Below are 17,649 nucleotides of genomic sequence, written 5' to 3'. Positions count from 1 at the left end.
CTGATTAAATGACGTAAAAATAGCTTAGATGATGAATGGACTAAGAATGGCTGGGCTGTGGCTGTTTATCCGCCGTTTGTTCGCCTTGTTTTTCGCGTATTTTAACGATTTTACGCACTTTATCGCGAGCACGAGTTTGCTTGAGACGTGATAGGTAATCGACGAATATGACCCCATTTAAATGATCCATTTCATGTTGGATACATACCGCGAGTAAGCCTTCTACTTCTTCATCGATTTTTTGACCATTCTCATCTAAGGCTTCAATGCGCACTTTGTTTGGGCGCTCGACACTGTCATAGACTTCAGGTACGGACAAACAACCTTCTTCATAGGGCTGTTTCTCTTCTACCAATGGTGTCACCTTTGGGTTGATAAAAACTCTAGGGCTATTTTTATCTTCAGACAGATCCATGACGATGAGCTGAATATGACGATCCACTTGGCTTGCTGCCAAACCGATACCTTGTGCCTCATACATCGTCTCAATCATATCAGCGATTAAGGTTTTGATTTCAGCAGTCACTTCCTTAACAGGCGTAGCAATAGTACGCAGGCGCGGGTCTGGGTAATTTAAAATAGGGAGTAAAGCCATAACGCTCACCTCAATGATAGGGATAAAATAGGGTTGATATTATAGGATAAATGGGGACAAAAGTAATGCTTATCAATACTTTCGCACAATTATTGCTTTTTATCATCGTAAAAAATGAGGGAGGTCGCTTTTATTATAGGCATAAAAAAGCCCTGCAATTCGCAAGGCTTTTTGATTTATATAAGCTAGATTAGATGTAATCTGACTTGCATAAGTAGAGTTGCTTTTTAGTAAATTGAGTTTAGTGAATAGTGAATCAAGTCATTTCTAAGTCATTAAAGTCGTTTTGTACAACTAAAACGTCTAACCAAAAGTGCAAAGTTATACACCACGTTTGCTCATAATCATCTCATAGATAAATAACAGGATGATCGCACCGATTACTGAGAATATCAAACCAGTAAAGCCGCCATCAGCATTGATACCGATAAGACCAGCTAAGAAGCCACCTAATAAAGCACCGACGATACCCAATACAATTGTCATTATCCAGCCCATCGGGTCGCTACCTGGCTTGATAGCTCGTGCCAATAAACCTGCAACCAGACCTACAATAATCATCCAAATAAAGCTCATATTATTCTCCTAATTTATTATCATTTATAATAGTTAATCAATTTTGATAAGCTCATTGTAAGCACTGTATAGACGTAAAGGTAAGCGCGAAATGTTACCAGTGTATGAGCTATGTGAGGAAAATCATAGATTTGCTAATATGCAGGTAGAATAGGTAAATGAAAGGTTACAAAGGTAGTGAAGTCGAAAACGCCGTCTATATATTAAAGCATTTTTGGATATCGACGCTCCCTAGTGTTGCTCCTCTCTACAGTAATTGCAAGTAATCGGAAAAAGCTGATCATAAAAAAACGTTGCTCATTTATAATAAGCAACGCTCTTATTTGACACCAGAAATAAACCAGCTAGATTGTTTGTTGCGTAGCTTTATTATGTGGCCTTATTACGTAGCGCAGTTAATAAGCGTTGATGAATACCTTCAAAACCGCCATTCGACATAATCACAATGGCGTCACCCGCTTTTGCATGCGTGTCGATATGCTCGATGATAGCATCGATACTAGAGAGCACCTGTTGGTTGCCCATGTTAGGATTTGCGCTATTGGCATTTTCAATGACTTCTTTTAACCCCCACTCCAGTCCTGTCGGCTCATACCATAAGGTATGATCGGCGAGAGCAGCAGATTCAGCCAAGCTGTCTTGATGAATGCCCATTTTCATGGTGTTACTACGTGGTTCAATAATAGCCCAAATGCATCTGTCCGCCAGTTTCTTCTTGGCACCGTCTAAAGTAGTAGTAATGGCTGTAGGATGATGGGCAAAATCATCAAAGACTAAGATATCATTGACATCGCCAATCAGCTCCATCCGACGTTTAATGCCCGCAAATGCTGATAATGCCGCGCACGCAGTCTTGACACTGACGCCGATGTTATAAGCCGCTGCGACAGCAACCAAGGCGTTATTCACATTATGAATGCCGCTCATCGACCAATCGACGACTCCCGTGGCTTCTTCATCAGCAATATCAGCCGCAAAACTAACCGCAAATTGACCACCATCTTCGCTGATAAGCTCAGCTTGCCAATCACTACTATCTTTTACATACTTATCTTTTGCGTGGGTATTATCTGTTGCATGAGTATTATGTGCCGCTGAATCCAATACGGCTGTTCGCCAAACGGGTGTCCAAACCCCTTTCGCTAACGTCTCCTCTAAGCTGGCAGTCGCTGTGGGCATAATGATTTTGCCCGTACTTGGAATCATGCGCACCATATGATGGAATTGGGTCTGAATGGCCTCAAGATCCGCAAAAATATCCGCATGATCAAATTCTAGGTTGTTTAAAATAGCCGTACGCGGACGGTAATGAACGAACTTTGAACGCTTATCAAAAAATGCAGAATCATATTCATCCGCTTCGATAACGAAATAGCCAGTATTTACCGAATCGTCATTATCAATTTTGTCAGCACCCAAATAACTGCTGTGAGCGAAGACGTGCTGTAAATGCTCGTCAGTGGTATCAACCAGTGGCACACCGCCGATTAAAAACCCAGTGTCGATACCCGCATAGTGCAATATCCAAGCGAGCATAGTCGTCGTCGTGGTTTTACCGTGAGTACCGGCAACGGCTATCACATGACGCGATTGCAATACCTGCTCAGATAAAAACTGTGGTCCTGAAGTATAGCGTAGACCTGTGTCCAGCATATATTCGATGACATCCATACCGCGCTTCATGGCATTACCAACGACGACTAAATCTGGTGCTGGTTGTAAATGCTCTATCAGATAGCCTTGCTCAATGGTCACGCCCGCGTTTTCCAGTTGGGTGGACATCGGCGGATAAACGTTGGCATCTGAGCCCGTGACCGTATGCCCAAGCTCGCGCGCTAGCAATGCCAGTGAGCCCATAAAAGTACCACAAATACCAAGAATATGAATATGCATAGACGTTCCGTACGAGCTTAAATTAAAAGAATAAAAATGGAGCATTATCCCAAAAGTTACCGATATTAACTGTGGTTTATTCTAGGATACGCTCAACCTAATGGTCATCAGTCTTGGCTATAATTAAAATATCATAAATGGTGACGATGTTAACCGTGCTTCATGTACCAAACGTACTATTGACGTCCACTTGGCTTACCTCTACTTTATATTGCTTCAACCCTATATTCTGTCACAAAAACAGCATAGGTTCGCCAAATAGCAGCGTCGAAAACAAGCACTTATTGTAAAGTAAACACCGCATGATGACCAATAAAAAACGCCCAGTAAGTAGGCGTTATTAAAAGAATGGTTTGGCTCATTGAGCATCACTATATTCAGAGCACCTAAAATTTAGAGCCTCTAAATGTTTATGCCGCTATTTTATTATTTGCGCGACAGGGTATAGTCATTGTTAGGTTTTTTATGTTCATCCATTAAAACAAGATGATTGTCTTGAATATGATACGCTTCAATATTTTTGTCTTCATAGACAATCGTAATCATATCATTGTCTTGACGATAAACACCAGGCTCAAACAAGGGTGCATTCGGCATTTCGGGGTTGTTATCTATACTGGTTTTTAGCACTGAACCATCAGCGAATAAATTCAATGTAATATCGGTGCTATCACAAGATTTACAGGGTACCATGCCACCATAATCGCCCATTAACGTGGCTTGTAACGTGCCATTACGCGGCTCTGAGCGTGTCAGCGATTGATGGGGATATGCACCGTTACTCGATTGGGCAGCCGCAATCAGCGATTGTCCTTCTGACACTTTATCTAGCTCACTACCCGCATTTAATAGATTGGTCTCTAACAAGTTCTCTGCGCTATCTTGTGCGCTGTTCTCTTCTACATGATCGATAGGGGTGACCTTAGTCGTCATACCTTTATCGCCGCTAGACGAGGTACTATCACAGCCGATGAGCAGCACACAGAGGGGCAGCGCTAGCAAGCAACGACCACCGCGTTTGAGGATAGTTAGCGTGTTAGAACAAGTAGGCAAAAAATATATCATGGTCACACCAAAAAACAGTTTTTTAATAGTCATTCCAAAGATTATCGACACTATCGACAACTCAATACGTTGTCAAAAAGGAAAGATAATAGGAAGGATAAATGTTTAAATTAGAGTAGAAGACTACGAGACTACAAGTGCCATCTGAGGCTAGGCGGCGAGAAGAAGCTATCGGTAGCCTATCGCCAATCAGTCAACAGTGATGGATATTTAAAACGCTATTTTACCCATCAAAAAGCAAATAAACTGTGTCAAGATATCAAAGGTTAAAGATATCTCTGTGGCCTTTTTGTTATGATAGGTTTAGCCATGAGCTAAGAATAATGGTTTAACATTGATAGATATGACGAACCAAAATTATCGGAGATATTTAATAGTGGCTCATTAAAGAACAGACGTTTAGTAATAAACACGCCTGTTCATTTGGAAAAATGGATCTAGCAAAAACAAAGGATATAGCAAAAAGCAACGTAGGGGCTAATTCGCTATCAAGCAAGACGGCTAGGGGCAACAGGTCGTAAAATACGCCATAATATCAACCCGTGTACCACCAATAGCAGAATAAATAGAATCAAAGATTGTTCAGGAATGCTCAGTCCCATAAATGTCCACTCAACAGAGGCACATTCGCCAGAGCCCGCAAAAACTTCTTTAAATACTTGCAAAATCGGTAGCGTATCTAACCAATAATCCAGCCCCGGACCACAAGAAGGTACTTGATCGGCAGGCAGATGCTGTAGCCAAACATGTCGTCCAGCCACGGCGGTCGCCCAACCGATACCTGCTAAGCTACCAAGCCACAATACCAGTCTAACTGCCTTAGATTTAGGGTTGAATAATGCGGCTATCAAAGCAAAACTGCCCATGATTATGAGGCCAATACGCTGAAAAATACACAGTGGGCAAGGCGAAAACCCCATATAGCGCTGTAAAAAAAACAGTGCAAAACTCATACCTATTACGGCTATTATCACCAAAAATATTTGCAAATTGCGGTAAGTGGTCAGCTTTAGCATCGGGCAGTTACTCTTATAAAATAGTCATCTATACACGTTAAGTGGCGGTCAGAATTTAGTATTCAAAACTCAGCAATCAAAGCTCAGCAATCAAAACTTAGCGATATTGCTGTAAAAATTCCATAAAATCTTCAGTTTCGGCTTTTTCAATCTCAGCTTGCTGTAATATCGATTTTTCTGCCAACACTTCATATTTGGCTTGGGTGTTTGGGCTAAGCGTTTGCTGTAATAAAGACTCACGATGCTGCTGCGCCAAGGTAAAGCCAAGCTGCCATAAGCTGCCTAAACGTTGACTATCAGAGTTGACTTGTGCTGAGATGGTCGATTCTGAGTGCCCTGCTTTGCCTTGCATTAACGCGACTGCTGCACGGTAATCGTTGCCGCCATAATGCGCATCAAGTAGCGCGGCAAGTGGTTGCATACGTTCTAAATGCACCAGCATCCAGCTCTCAAGCAGTTGCTCTTCGCCGTTGTTTATAATGTGTAAGCCTTCGCGGCGACCTTCGTTTACCACGCGCTCAAGATTGATGGCTAGGGTCTCTTCTTCCTCAGGTAACAGATCAGGAGAGTCGCTCAGCAGACAGTACAGCGCCATGACCTCTAAGAAACAAGCGCTAGACAGACGAATACCGACATCGCTATAAGGGTCTAGATCGATTGCACGGAACTCAACATAGGCGATACCGCGGCGCTCTAATGCTTCGGTCGGTGTCTCGCCGCTCATCGCAATTTGTTTGGGACGAATAGGGCTATAGTATTCATTTTCTATTTGTAAAATATGATTGTTGATTTGGATAGGGTTGCCATCGGCATCATCCAAGCCAAGCTTGGCAAAGCTTTCGTGCGGAGTCTGAATCGCACGGCGCAGTCCATCGACATACTCTGGCAGATAGTTATAACGAATATCGAGCTGTTCTTGCACACTATTGGTATAACCAAGCTTGCCCATACGTAGGCTGGTGGCAGCAGGCTTATAGTAGGTTGAGTCATTTAGCAGCTCTAAATCATGCTCACGACCAGCTAAGAAACAAGGACAAACGCTAGGGCTAGCACCCAGTAAATACAGTACCAAACTGGTCAGCCGCTTAAAGTTACGGATAAGTCCTAAGTACTTTTCGTTTTTAAATTCTGTCAGCGTTTGCGCTTGTGCAGCAGGTATTTCAGCTTGCCAGATTTCAAATAACCCGTCGCCAAAAGACAAGTTATAATGCAAACCTGCAATCGTTTGCATGCGCCGACCATAGCGGATACCAAGCCCACTACGGTATAGCGTCTTGAGCTTACCCGTATTAGAGCTGCCATAATCAGCCAGTGGGATGTCTTCATCATTCGATGACAGCATACAAGGCATAGACAGCGGCCACATCAGCTCACCTTCAGGCATGGCTTGATAGACCAATACATGCAACTGACGCAGCATGTTTAGCGTCTCTTTTGGTGAGGTTTTGGGGTCAGTAATTAGCTCAAGTAGGCTTTCTGAATAATCAGTTGTGATAAACGGATGGGTGAGCTTTGAGCCAAGCTTGGCTGGATGCGGTGTCTGAGCCAAGTAGCCATCGGGTCTTACGCGCAGACCTTCTTTTTCGATACCGCGGAGCATGCCCGTTAAATGCTTGCTATCAAACCAATTAGGAATGTCAAAATTCACAAAGCTACTCGCAAAATTACTCATAATAGTCATCTATTGTTATTTATTATGGCGGCTCAAAACACGACTGGCGTTTGACCATAATGAAGGTAAATATTGGATTAAGAATGCCGTCAGTTTAGCTCAAAGCTGCCCTGAAAACCACGGACAATTACAAATACGATAAGCTTTACAGGCGCTCATTCATCTTGATTTTAATAGGTATTTCAATAAAAAATTTTATGAACAGCGCGTTACTGTTTTCTAAAAAACGCATAAAACAAGAAGCATCTACCTACGAGATAGATGCTTCAAAAGTACGACGTTAAGCGGTTTATGATAGCGTTGACTAACGAGGAAGGTATCTTGATCAAAAGTCATGCGTCTTGCCAACTTAAATAGAGAAGGATGAGCCACAGCCACACGTGGTGGTGGCATTTGGATTGGTGACGATAAAGCGTGCGCCCTCTAATCCCTCAGTATAGTCAACGGTAGAGCCTTGTAAATACTGATAGCTTAGTGAATCGACGACCAAGGTTACATCGTCATTATCAAAATTGGCATCGTCTTCATTGAGCTCATTGGCGAAGTTAAAGCCGTAAGAAAAACCTGAGCAGCCGCCGCCCGTCACATAGACACGCAACATCAGATCGCTGTCGCCTTCTTCTTCACGTAGACGGCGCACCTTTTGTGCAGCGCTATCGGTTAAGCTTAAAACAGTTGGGTCTACTGGCTGGCTGGCGCTTGGATTAAATTGGTTGGCTGATTCGTTCATATCTACCTCAGTTGCTAGGATCAAATGCGGTCGTCCAGTTAGGGTTTGCAATGAAATAGTTGCAAATAAAGATACGCACGGCGTTTGATTCAATTGGGTGCTGTTATTATGGCGCTGCTATTGGTATGACTAATGGCGCATTATAAATATGATATCTGTCTCATTACAACGATTTGGTTGATAACGGGCACTTATCTCATCGCAGTATATCATAATGGGGGTGTTGATTCGTTTGTCAAGAGTGACGCTACTGGCTGAAGGTGGCTGATTGATACTAGCAGTTATTATCCCCATAAACTCATGCTAAGAGAAAGACTTTTTGTGCGAATAAACACTTGGTTTTGAAATAGTTATTTAATCGTTTGCCTATGGGGCAAGCGTTTGAAATAATAGCCGCCAGTTAACATGCCAGATGTGTGTTTTTTATTGCCTTATATTTTATATTACTGTTGAGTTGAAGAGATTATATGATCGAATTTAAAGACGTTGGTGTTCGCCGTGATGGTCGTGAGTTGTTTGCAGGGGCAAGCTTCCAGCTACATCCGGGCCACAAAGTTGGCTTGACGGGCAACAACGGCACCGGCAAATCTACCTTATTTGCCTTATTATTGACGCGAATGGGTAGAGGAGATACCGAGGTCACGCTTGATAGAGGTGAAGTCAGTATTCCTGATAGCTGGCATGTGGCACACATGGCTCAGGAAGTCGGCGCTACGACGCAGTCTGCGATTGATTATGTATTGAGCGGTGATGAGCAGTGGTATGAGATTAATGCTTCTTTGAATGATTTGAGTAGCGTCAGTGATGAACAGATCGGGGTATTGCATCAGCAATTTGATGAAATTGATGGCTATCGTACGCCGACTAAAGCGGCACAAATTATGGCAGGTCTTGGTTTTAATACCAGCCAGCATGAATTACCCGTAGAAGGGTTTTCGGGTGGTTGGCGCATGCGTTTGAATCTCGCCAAAACTTTGATGAGCCGTGCAGACTTAATGTTACTCGATGAGCCGACCAACCATTTGGATTTGGATGCGATTCTGTGGCTTGAGACGTGGATCAATGCCTATACTGGTCTGGTCATCGTCATCTCGCATGACCAAGCCTTTTTGGATGCCACCGTTGGTCATATCTTGCATGTCGAACAACAAAAAATCACCCTTTATACCGGTAACTATCAGCAATTTATCCGCACCCGTCACGAGCGTATGGCGCAGCAGCAGCAAGCGTTTGAAAAACAAGAAGCGACTAAAGCACACTTGGATGACTTTATTCGTCGTTTCCGTGCTAAAGCCAGTAAAGCTAAGCAAGCACAAAGCCGTATCAAGCAGCTTGAGCGCATGGCTGAGCTGTCACCGATGATGGCGGACAACCCGTTCTCTTTCCGCTTCTATGAGCCAGCAAATATGAGCTCACCACTGATTGAGCTGACCAAAGCGGATATTGGCTATAGCGATACGCCACTTTTATATAATGCCAATGTGCAAGTGACGCCGGATACGCGTCTTGGCTTGCTAGGTATGAATGGCGCTGGTAAGTCGACCTTAATTAAAGCCTTAGTCGGTGAGCTTGGCGTATTAACAGGGACGTATCGTGTTTCGGATACCCTGAAATTAGGCTACTTCAACCAGCATCAAATGGATATCTTGGATGCCAAGGCCACGCCTATAGAGATGTTGCGTCGTCTAGCCGGTAAAACCTCTGATGCGATGCTACGCTCGTTTTTAGGCAGCTTTGACTTCCGCGGTGAGCGTATCGATACGCCGAGTGAGCTATTCTCTGGGGGCGAGCGTGCGCGTTTGACGCTAGCATTGATTGTTTGGCAACGTCCTAACGTTCTGGTACTCGATGAACCGACCAACCATTTGGACTTACAAATGCGCCAAGCGTTGACCATCGCCTTGCAAGGATTTGAGGGGGCAGTGGTACTGGTTTCGCATGATCGTGAGTTGATTGCCAACGTCTGTGATGAGCTGTTTTTGGTACATGATGGTCAAATCGAGGAGTTCGATGGTGACATCAGCGACTACGGTAAGTGGTTGGCAGAGAAGCGTAAACAAGAGAACTCATCAGATAAAAGTACCAGTAAGAAGAAAAGTAAAAAAGAGAGTAAGAAATTCGTTTCACGTGAAACAGATAATGGTCAAGTGAATAATAAAGCACCTGATAATTCATCAAAAAGTAAAGCGACGACGCCTACGCTTAGTAAAGATGCGCAGCGCAAATTGGCTGCTGAACAACGCAAACTCACCGCGCCTATTCGCCGTGAGATAGAAGAGATAGAAAAGGCATTGGCTAAAATTGATGGACAGCTTGTGACGCTTGAAGAAAAACTGGCTGATACGGATTTGTACGAAGAAGGTCGCAAGTCTGATTTGCTGTTATTACTTAATGAGCAAACGGCATTGCAGCAGCAGCACAGTGACAATGAAGAAAAACTATTGCTTTTGATGACGACATTAGAAGAAATGGAAGCGGGTTTTGAGTAGAGAGCTGTTCGTTATAGTAAATAGTAGGTTTTGATTGTTTTTTAAGCTATTTTCACTTGATAAAGACAGTCACAAAAAAGGGAGAGCGCTGGCTCTCCCTTTTTTATTACGTTATTCCTTACGGTATTTACCATCACCATAAGACAGTATTTCCATTGTGGTCGTACATAACTGACAGTTTATTTGACCAGCAGCGGCTTTCGATAAATCCAAAATACGACCCCGAATGAAAGGGCCTCTATCGGTTATTTTTACGATTACACTCTGCTTTGTCTTCTTGTTGGTCACTTGTACCTTCGTACCAAACGGCAACGTGCGATGCGCAGCGGTCAAAGAGTTCATGTTGAAGATACTACCACTAGCAGTGCGTTTACCGTGGAACTGACTACCGTAATAACTGGTGTTTCCAGCAAAAACGGTGGTACTCAGCAATAGTGATAATGTGATAACCAAAGACTTGATTAAATAAGACATTTAATACCTTTAAGCAATTTATAAAATAGACAGATACACTTGTCTATGTTATTCATACTCCCTATGAGTATAAATATTATATTCATTTTACAACACATACTTTGTCATATTCTTACGGTTCTGTAAAAGAACTACTAAGGTCAAAATGCTCATTTAGGCACGCTAGCTAGTGAATACCAGTGATCTGTATGTAATTGTTTTAAATAATGATTTACATTGTTAATGGTATTTTTGGCTTGACTCTCTATTTTTTCATTAGGGTGAGTGTTAAATTGATATGACGTCTGTGGTTATCAAAGAATAATAATGCCAGAATCATAGAGAAGTATGCCAATGCAGTGACAAAGGCGAATCATAATGTATTAAGTACCTCAAACAACCTAAACACTGCTGTTGTTTGGCACTATTACTGGTAATATTTGTATAACGGTATTGAATTTTTATATTACTATCATTATTAGATAGACTATCGTTACCACCTGTTATGTCGCAGTTGAATAAATTTCCGTACCATATCGTTTAAAATGGGCATACCAGTATCATTAACATGCTTTTATGTTGAGGACAAAAACATGGCAGAGAAAAATTACTATGACATTTTAGGGGTCAAAAAAGACGCGTCAGCTGCAGATATTAAAAAAAGATACCGTAAGCTTGTCCGTCAATATCACCCTGATGTGAGCGATGATCCAGATGCAGACAATAAGATTGCTGAGATTAATAATGCTTACGAAACCATTAGAGATAAAGAAAAGCGTGCCGAATATGACGCCATGCTAGACAATCCCTTTGCTGGTCAAAGTGGTGGTTTTGGTGGTCAATCTGCAAGTGGCGGGCAAGGCGGCTATCGCTGGGAAGATATCAAAGATCAGTTTGGTGAAGGCGAAGCTTATGGCGATGGTGGCTTCCGCTTCGATGACATCTTTTCGGCATTTGGTCGCGGTGCACGTGGTTCAGCGGGTGGACAATCGCAGCGTGGTGGTTTTGGCTCGCAAGATAGTAAAGGTCAAGATCAACATGCAGAGATTACGGTTGATTTGGCGTCCGTTTATAACGGCGACGACTACAGCATTAAGTTGAATGTCCCTATTCGTCAACCGAATGGCAGTGTCGAGTATGACAACAAAACGCTGAAAATTAAAATCCCTAAAGGCATTACTGATGGCAAGCAAATTCGCCTAGCAGGGCAAGGTGCCGCTGGTATTGGTGGCGGTAAAAACGGCGATTTATTTTTAAAAGTAAAAATCCTTCATGCAGACAATATCCGTATCGAAGGCGCTGATGTTTATCAAACCGTCAATATAGCACCATGGGAAGCGGCGTTGGGTGAAAAAATCAACGTCAGTACGCCAGCTGGTACGCTTGCTGTGACTGTGCCTAAGAACAGCAAGTCTGGTAGCAATTTACGTCTAAAAGGTAAAGGTATCCCTGCTAAGCAAGCGGGTGATTTGTATCTAACCTTAAACATCGTGAACCCTGATATTAGCACTGAGGCTGCGACCCAAGCTTATGAGCAACTAAAACAAGCCTTTGCCGATATCAATATTAGTCGTTAATGGCCACCAAAAATTACTCACATTGAAACACTGTAATAGAGATGAAGACCATACGATAACGATGAAATAAAGAGCAAACGAGGATAATAGCTATGAAACACTCGCCTGAATTTACCGACATTATCATGAGCTTGGATGAGCTGGTATCTGCCTGTGGCCAAGAGCGCCAATGGGTCATCGAATTGATTGAAGAGGACATCATCGAATATGATGTGCCGGAACGTGAGCAGTTCACTGGTTATCAGCTGACGACAGTGCGCCGTGCCTCGCGCCTTAGCCGCGACTTTGAAGCCAGTGTTCCTGCGATTGGCTTGATACTTGAGCTATTGGATGAGCTCGAACAATTACGCCAATTTAAACGCCAATTAGACATGCAGACACCAGTGATTGAAATCGAAATCGATCCTTTAAAATAACTTATATCCCTTTATTCGGTACGTAAAAAATCAGCATAAAAAAAGGGTCTCTAAAATGAGACCCTTTTTTTACAAATAATATATTTAGCGTTTAACGCGCATATTTTGGATCAGCGGCTGCGGTAAACAGTACATCCGTTGAAGAGTTCAACGCCGTTTCTGCTGAATCCTGTATCACACCAATAATAAAGCCAATCGCTACCACTTGCATAGCGATATCATTTGGAATGCTAAATAAGCTTGCTGCTAATGGAATTAAGAGTAATGAACCACCAGCGACACCAGAGGCACCGCAGGCGCTAATGGTTGCAACCAAACTGAGTAGCAGTGCTGAGGCAAAGGTCACTTCAATACCGAGTGTATGCGCGGCTGCAAGCGTTAAGACATTAATCGTAATCGCCGCGCCGGCCATATTAATGGTCGCACCCAGTGGAATCGTTACCGAATAAGTATCTTCGTGTAGACCCAGTTTGCGGGCAAGGTTCATATTGACGGGAATGTTGGCGGCCGAGCTACGCGTAAAGAATGCGGTAATCCCTGACTCACGCAAGCACTTGAATACTAGTGGATAAGGGTTTTTGCCTGTTTTGATCAGTACAATAATAGGATTGGCAATCAAAGCGATAAATAGCATACAACCGACCAGTACCATCAAGATACGCGCATAGCCTGCTAAAGCCGCAAAGCCTGTCTCAGCGACGGTGTTGGCGACCAAACCCAAGATACCAAAAGGTGCTAGGGCAATGACCCACTTCACCACTTGGGAGATGGCGTCAGAAAAATCACCGACCACAGCGCGTGTGGTATCACTGGCTTGGCGCAGTGCGAAACCGATGATAATTGCCCACGCTAGAATACCAATATAGTTGGCTTCAGCGATGGCATTAACAGGATTGGCAACCAGGTTTAGTAGTAGATTGGTCAGTACTTCTTTAAGGTTGGCTGGTGGGACTTGCTCAATTGTGGCGTTGACCAATACCAGTTCTGTCGGGAATAAAAAGCTCGCGCCAACAGCAGTTAGTGCGGCTAAAAAAGTGCCAAACATATACATGATAAGCACAGGCTTGACGTAAACCTCATTACCGCTGCGATGTTGGCTAATGGCCGCCATGACCAACACAAATACCAGTATCGGTGCAACGGCTTTTAGTGCTCCTACAAATAAGGTACCCAACAATCCTAAGGCAATACCGATATCTGGTGCCAACCAACCTATCAATACTCCCGCTATCAAACCGATAATAATAAGTGGTACTAGACCAATGCGCTTATACATCGCAAAAAATGAATACATCCTTACCCCGACAATCTAATGAATAATAAAAGAGATCAAGCCATTTTATGTTTTTTTGCTTTACTAGTCTCATACTCGTATAAAGGTAAGATTCGTAAAACAGAATAAAAATGGGTAAAGTATAACCAAAAAAAGGGCAGTTAAGCCCTTTTTTATTTTTATACCTATCAATTAAGGTGATTGGTTTGTTATGGTCGTCTTTAACAGATCCAACATTAGCGTGCATATTTTGGATCAGCAGCGGCAGTAAATAAGACGTCTGTTGATGAGTTCAATGCGGTCTCTGCGGAATCTTGCAGCACACTGATAATAAAGCCAATAGCCACTACTTGTAGCGCAATATCATCAGGAATATTGAATAAACTGGCCGCCAAAGGAATGAGTAGTAATGAGCCACCAGCGACGCCAGAGGTACCGCCAGCACTGATTGTAGCGACTATACTTAGCAGTAATGCTGAGCCAAAGGTCACTTCAATACCGAGTGTATTCGCGGCTGCAAGTGTTAAGACATTAATAGTAATCGCTGCACCTGCCATATTAATAGTGGCGCCTAATGGCAGGGTGACTGAATAAGTATTTTCATGTAAGCCTAATTTGCTGGCAAGGTTCATATTGATAGGAATATTGGCAGCAGAGCTACGGGTAAAAAACGCAGTAATACCAGATTCACGTAAGCAGGTGAATACCAGTGGATAAGGGTTTTTACCTGTTTTTAAGTATACGAGGAGAGGGTTCGTCACCAAAGCAATAAACAACATACAGCCTATCAATACTAGCAAAATTCGTGCATAGCCCAATAACGCAGCAAAGCCAGTATCAGCGACGGTATTGGCGACTAATCCCAAAATACCAAAAGGTGCTAGCGCGATGACCCATTTGACTACTTTTGAGATGGCATCTGCAATGTCATTAACAGTGCTGCGAGTCGTCTCGCCAGCTTGTCGTAGCGCAATGCCGATGATAACGGCCCAAGCTAATATACCGATATAATTAGCATTGGCTAGGGCAGCAACTGGATTGGCGACGAGACTGAGTAATAAATTATTCAATACTTCTTTTAAGTTTGCTGGCGGTACTTGCTCGATGGTCGCATTCACTAACGTCAATTCGGTTGGGAATAAAAAGCTGGCACCAACAGCGACCAAAGCGGCTATAAAAGTGCCTATCAGATATAAAAACAGCACCGGTTTTACATAGACCTTATTACCGCTACGATGTTGACAGATAGCAGCCATCACTAAGAAAAACACCAGTATAGGGGCAACGGCTTTTAGGGCACCTACGAACAGAGTCCCCAAAATACCTAAGGCAATACCCACACTTGGCGCCAGCCATCCTATCAAAGTACCTAGTACTAAACCGATAACAATCAGCGTTACCAATCCGATTCGTTGGTACATCGCTATTAATGAATGCATTTTTACCCCTTTAGTCCATTTGGAAATAAATATTAGCTTAACAATCGTTAGCTTAACAACCGAAGGATGTTAGCATTTTTTGTGATAAGCGCCTACTGACAGATTTTATAAGGCAGTAGGCAATAACGTACTTATAAGCCTCTAAGAATTTTAAAAGTCAAAATTTAAGCACAAAAAAACGCCATGACTGGCGTTTGATTTTGCAATAGAAGACTAAACTTTGAAATGGGTAAGCTCATACCCTAATTGCTGGTAATGCTTATATTTAGCGCGTCCTGCCTCAGTGTTGACTGTATCAGGTTTGATAAGCTCTAAAATACGAGTTGGCAACGTATTGCTGGTAGCATTTATAAAGTTATTAACGGGACGTATCGTAGTATTAAGTACGATCCCTTTAAAATCGGCTGGCATATAGCTGGCAAGCAACACTGGTGCTAATAATTGATTATTAATATCAGTATGAACACCGTCAATATCAGCGCTTTCAGGATTAGAATCTAAAAGGCGTTGATGCGGTATAAAGCTCGTATCGTCTTGTGACCAAAGGGCTTGATCAAGCGTCGACAGCAATGCATCGTCTTTTTCGATAAGAATCAATAACGACTGGCTGCTCTTGTTGAGCGCCGTCTGGGCCAGCTGACAAATAAAGCCCAAGAAATCTTGGGCTTTATTCTCAGTTAATACATAAAAGCTAACTTTCATAGAGTAGTGATTCATCAATAGATTATGCCATATTTGCGCTATTTTTTAGGTATTGCATAAATAATGGCACAGGACGACCAGTCGCGGCTTTGTCTTGACCTGAAATCCATGCCGTACCAGCGATGTCTAAATGCGCCCATGCTTGACCTTCTTCGATGAAGCGCGATAAGAAACAGGCAGCAGTCACAGCGCCAGCACCTTTACCACCGATATTTTGAATATCAGCGATAGGCGAGTCAATCTGCGTTTGATACTCGTCATCCATTGGCATGTGCCAGATTAGATCGCCTGATAGGTTACTGGCGTTTTCTAAGTCAAACAACACATCTTCGTCATTACTAAAGACTGCCGAGCGTACATGACCCAATGCAACCACACAAGCACCAGTCAAGGTTGCAACATCGATGATGGCTTTTGGTTGATAATACTTCTGTACATAGCATAAGGTATCGCACAATACTAAACGACCTTCAGCATCGGTATTTAGGATTTCAACGGACTTACCGTTCATTGCTATGATGATATCGCCTGGGCGCGTTGCCTCTCCTGATGGCATATTTTCAGCACAAGCTAGCGCCCCGACGACATTGATCGGTAGACGCGCTTCACATAATGCTTTTAGAGTACCGAGTACCGCAGCAGAACCGCCCATATCAAATTTCATCTCATCCATCGCCGCACCCGGTTTGATTGAGATACCACCTGAATCGAAGGTAACACCTTTACCGACTAAGACGATAGGCGCGTTATTATTTACAGCATTGGCATTGTCTTCGCTATGATGTTCAGCATTTTTAGCGGCTTTTTTGCTAGCAGCTTTGGTTGGTAATTTGTCAGCCAAGGCTTTGAGACCGCCAGCGACTTTTGCGCTGTTGGTAGTGGCTTTGCTAGTATCACCATCAGCATTGGCGCTAAAGTTAGACTTGCCACGATACTCCATCAGTACCAGCTTACCTTCTTTGGTAGAGCCTTGCGCGACCGATAAGAAGCAGTTCATACCCAGTGCTGACATCTCGTCTTCACCAAGTACCGTTACTTTTAAGAGGTCAGGATAAGTGGCTGCCAATTCCTGTGCTTGCTCAGCCATATACGCTGGGAAACAGATATTACCTGGCTCATTGGCGACATCACGGGTCAAGCTTTGACCAGTAAAGACCGCTTGTGCAAAGTTTAATGAGTCTTCTAAAGACGACTCTGCCAGTAAGTAGATATCCGTTAAAACAGGTGTTTGCTGCTCAGATTTGTACTTGTCAAAACGATAGCTTGCTGCCAGTAGGCTCAGCGCAAATTGGCTAAACTGGTTTTCTTCTAAGCTGTCGCCCAGCGCCACAGTGATAGAGTCGACGCGTTTTTGGGTGCTTTTATAAATGGTCTTGGCAATTTTTTCTAGAACGCTATGACGCAATTTATCAACATTACCCACACCGACCAATAATAGCTGTACTGGATTTTCTTTGGTGGTTTTCTTATCACCCGCTAGTGCATAGTCAGCGACGGTTTCGCAAGCTTTGCCGTTAAAGTGTGATACTTCAATCAATTGCTCAATACGGGTTTGATAATCGCTCAATACTGACTCAGCTAAGATGTTTTTTTGATCATCGATTAAGACGACGAGGCAGGCCGCGTCTTTACTTTTGGCTTCTTTTTTGAGGATTTTTTGCGTATGAGTTTTTGGCAGTGTTTGGGTTAATTTAATATTCATATGTTTATCCTTATTGGGGTTATGACATTATAGTTATGACGTTAGCGCTAT

15 protein-coding genes are annotated in these 17,649 nt (G+C 43.0%); 3 read left to right on the top strand and 12 right to left on the bottom strand.

Features of this window, described 5'->3' with window-relative positions; translation table 11 throughout:
• Positions 1-40 precede the first annotated feature (40 nt).
• From def to erpA, 7 genes are all read right to left on the bottom strand, one after another.
• Positions 41-595, bottom strand: coding sequence for a peptide deformylase (gene def / locus B2575_RS08585; protein ID WP_201501733.1), 555 nt, complete (start codon positions 593-595; stop codon positions 41-43).
• Between the two features lie 321 nt (positions 596-916).
• Entirely contained in the window at positions 917-1,171 is a 255-nt protein-coding gene (locus tag B2575_RS08580) for a GlsB/YeaQ/YmgE family stress response membrane protein (protein ID WP_055125583.1), read from the bottom strand.
• 369 nt (positions 1,172-1,540) lie between these two features.
• Positions 1,541-3,064, bottom strand: a complete 1,524-nt coding sequence (locus B2575_RS08575; protein ID WP_296241272.1) for a Mur ligase domain-containing protein — start codon at positions 3,062-3,064, stop codon at positions 1,541-1,543.
• 426 nt (positions 3,065-3,490) lie between these two features.
• Positions 3,491-4,129, bottom strand: a complete 639-nt coding sequence (locus tag B2575_RS08570; protein ID WP_296241270.1) for a copper resistance protein NlpE N-terminal domain-containing protein — start codon at positions 4,127-4,129, stop codon at positions 3,491-3,493.
• A gap of 488 nt (positions 4,130-4,617) precedes the next feature.
• Positions 4,618-5,145 carry a disulfide bond formation protein B gene (locus tag B2575_RS08565; protein WP_296241269.1) on the bottom strand — a complete coding sequence of 176 codons (528 nt, stop codon included), beginning with the start codon at positions 5,143-5,145 and terminating at the stop codon, positions 4,618-4,620.
• Positions 5,146-5,242: 97 nt separating this feature from the next.
• Positions 5,243-6,817, bottom strand: a complete 1,575-nt coding sequence (gene gshA / locus B2575_RS08560) for a glutamate--cysteine ligase (RefSeq protein WP_296241266.1) — start codon at positions 6,815-6,817, stop codon at positions 5,243-5,245.
• Between the two features lie 349 nt (positions 6,818-7,166).
• Positions 7,167-7,547, bottom strand: coding sequence for an iron-sulfur cluster insertion protein ErpA (gene erpA, locus B2575_RS08555; RefSeq protein WP_045443732.1), 381 nt, complete (start codon positions 7,545-7,547; stop codon positions 7,167-7,169).
• Positions 7,548-8,014: 467 nt separating this feature from the next.
• Here erpA and B2575_RS08550 point away from each other — a divergent pair, with 467 nt between their 5' ends.
• Positions 8,015-10,036 (top strand): ABC-F family ATP-binding cassette domain-containing protein, encoded by a 2,022-nt coding sequence (locus tag B2575_RS08550; protein WP_296241263.1) that lies wholly within the window; start codon positions 8,015-8,017, stop codon positions 10,034-10,036.
• 111 nt (positions 10,037-10,147) lie between these two features.
• Here B2575_RS08550 and B2575_RS08545 read toward each other — a convergent pair whose 3' ends face one another.
• Positions 10,148-10,510, bottom strand: a complete 363-nt coding sequence (locus B2575_RS08545) for a septal ring lytic transglycosylase RlpA family protein (RefSeq protein WP_045442968.1) — start codon at positions 10,508-10,510, stop codon at positions 10,148-10,150.
• Positions 10,511-11,082: 572 nt separating this feature from the next.
• Here B2575_RS08545 and B2575_RS08540 point away from each other — a divergent pair.
• Together B2575_RS08540 and B2575_RS08535 are read left to right on the top strand one after the other, a co-directional pair.
• Positions 11,083-12,066, top strand: coding sequence for a DnaJ C-terminal domain-containing protein (locus B2575_RS08540; protein WP_296241261.1), 984 nt, complete (start codon positions 11,083-11,085; stop codon positions 12,064-12,066).
• A 92-nt stretch (positions 12,067-12,158) separates the two neighbouring features.
• The gene (locus tag B2575_RS08535; protein ID WP_060490155.1) at positions 12,159-12,482 is read left to right on the top strand and encodes a chaperone modulator CbpM; all 324 of its coding nucleotides are present in this window, start codon (positions 12,159-12,161) and stop codon (positions 12,480-12,482) included.
• A 91-nt stretch (positions 12,483-12,573) separates the two neighbouring features.
• Here the strand turns inward: B2575_RS08535 and sstT (B2575_RS08530) are convergent, their stop codons facing one another.
• The 4 genes from sstT (B2575_RS08530) to B2575_RS08515 form a co-directional block, all read right to left on the bottom strand.
• Positions 12,574-13,776: a serine/threonine transporter SstT gene (gene sstT / locus B2575_RS08530; protein ID WP_060490156.1), complete on the bottom strand. Its 1,203-nt coding sequence runs from the start codon at positions 13,774-13,776 to the stop codon at positions 12,574-12,576.
• 215 nt (positions 13,777-13,991) lie between these two features.
• Positions 13,992-15,194 (bottom strand): serine/threonine transporter SstT, encoded by a 1,203-nt coding sequence (gene sstT / locus B2575_RS08525; RefSeq protein ID WP_201560405.1) that lies wholly within the window; start codon positions 15,192-15,194, stop codon positions 13,992-13,994.
• A 213-nt stretch (positions 15,195-15,407) separates the two neighbouring features.
• Positions 15,408-15,896, bottom strand: a complete 489-nt coding sequence (locus tag B2575_RS08520) for a DNA polymerase III subunit chi (protein WP_296241256.1) — start codon at positions 15,894-15,896, stop codon at positions 15,408-15,410.
• A gap of 22 nt (positions 15,897-15,918) precedes the next feature.
• The gene (locus B2575_RS08515) at positions 15,919-17,598 is read right to left on the bottom strand and encodes a leucyl aminopeptidase (RefSeq protein WP_296241254.1); all 1,680 of its coding nucleotides are present in this window, start codon (positions 17,596-17,598) and stop codon (positions 15,919-15,921) included.
• Positions 17,599-17,649: the final 51 nt, after the last annotated feature.

The sequence above is a fragment of the Psychrobacter sp. UBA6739 genome (assembly GCF_002453835.1).
GTDB classification, from domain to species: Bacteria; Pseudomonadota; Gammaproteobacteria; order Pseudomonadales; family Moraxellaceae; genus Psychrobacter; species Psychrobacter immobilis_A.
The sequence above is the reverse complement of the archived record's forward strand: the minus strand, read 5'-3'. Positions and strand labels throughout refer to the sequence as shown.

Coding starts and splice junctions, on each gene's coding strand:
- def (WP_201501733.1), bottom strand. CDS start 595: ATGGCTTTACTCCCTATTTTAAATTACCCAGACCCGCGCCTGCGTACT.
- B2575_RS08580 (WP_055125583.1), bottom strand. CDS start 1,171: ATGAGCTTTATTTGGATGATTATTGTAGGTCTGGTTGCAGGTTTATTG.
- B2575_RS08575 (WP_296241272.1), bottom strand. CDS start 3,064: ATGCATATTCATATTCTTGGTATTTGTGGTACTTTTATGGGCTCACTG.
- B2575_RS08570 (WP_296241270.1), bottom strand. CDS start 4,129: ATGATATATTTTTTGCCTACTTGTTCTAACACGCTAACTATCCTCAAA.
- B2575_RS08565 (WP_296241269.1), bottom strand. CDS start 5,145: ATGCTAAAGCTGACCACTTACCGCAATTTGCAAATATTTTTGGTGATA.
- gshA (WP_296241266.1), bottom strand. CDS start 6,817: ATGAGTAATTTTGCGAGTAGCTTTGTGAATTTTGACATTCCTAATTGG.
- erpA (WP_045443732.1), bottom strand. CDS start 7,547: ATGAACGAATCAGCCAACCAATTTAATCCAAGCGCCAGCCAGCCAGTA.
- B2575_RS08550 (WP_296241263.1), top strand. CDS start 8,015: ATGATCGAATTTAAAGACGTTGGTGTTCGCCGTGATGGTCGTGAGTTG.
- B2575_RS08545 (WP_045442968.1), bottom strand. CDS start 10,510: ATGTCTTATTTAATCAAGTCTTTGGTTATCACATTATCACTATTGCTG.
- B2575_RS08540 (WP_296241261.1), top strand. CDS start 11,083: ATGGCAGAGAAAAATTACTATGACATTTTAGGGGTCAAAAAAGACGCG.
- B2575_RS08535 (WP_060490155.1), top strand. CDS start 12,159: ATGAAACACTCGCCTGAATTTACCGACATTATCATGAGCTTGGATGAG.
- sstT (WP_060490156.1), bottom strand. CDS start 13,776: ATGTATTCATTTTTTGCGATGTATAAGCGCATTGGTCTAGTACCACTT.
- sstT (WP_201560405.1), bottom strand. CDS start 15,194: ATGCATTCATTAATAGCGATGTACCAACGAATCGGATTGGTAACGCTG.
- B2575_RS08520 (WP_296241256.1), bottom strand. CDS start 15,896: ATGAAAGTTAGCTTTTATGTATTAACTGAGAATAAAGCCCAAGATTTC.
- B2575_RS08515 (WP_296241254.1), bottom strand. CDS start 17,598: ATGAATATTAAATTAACCCAAACACTGCCAAAAACTCATACGCAAAAA.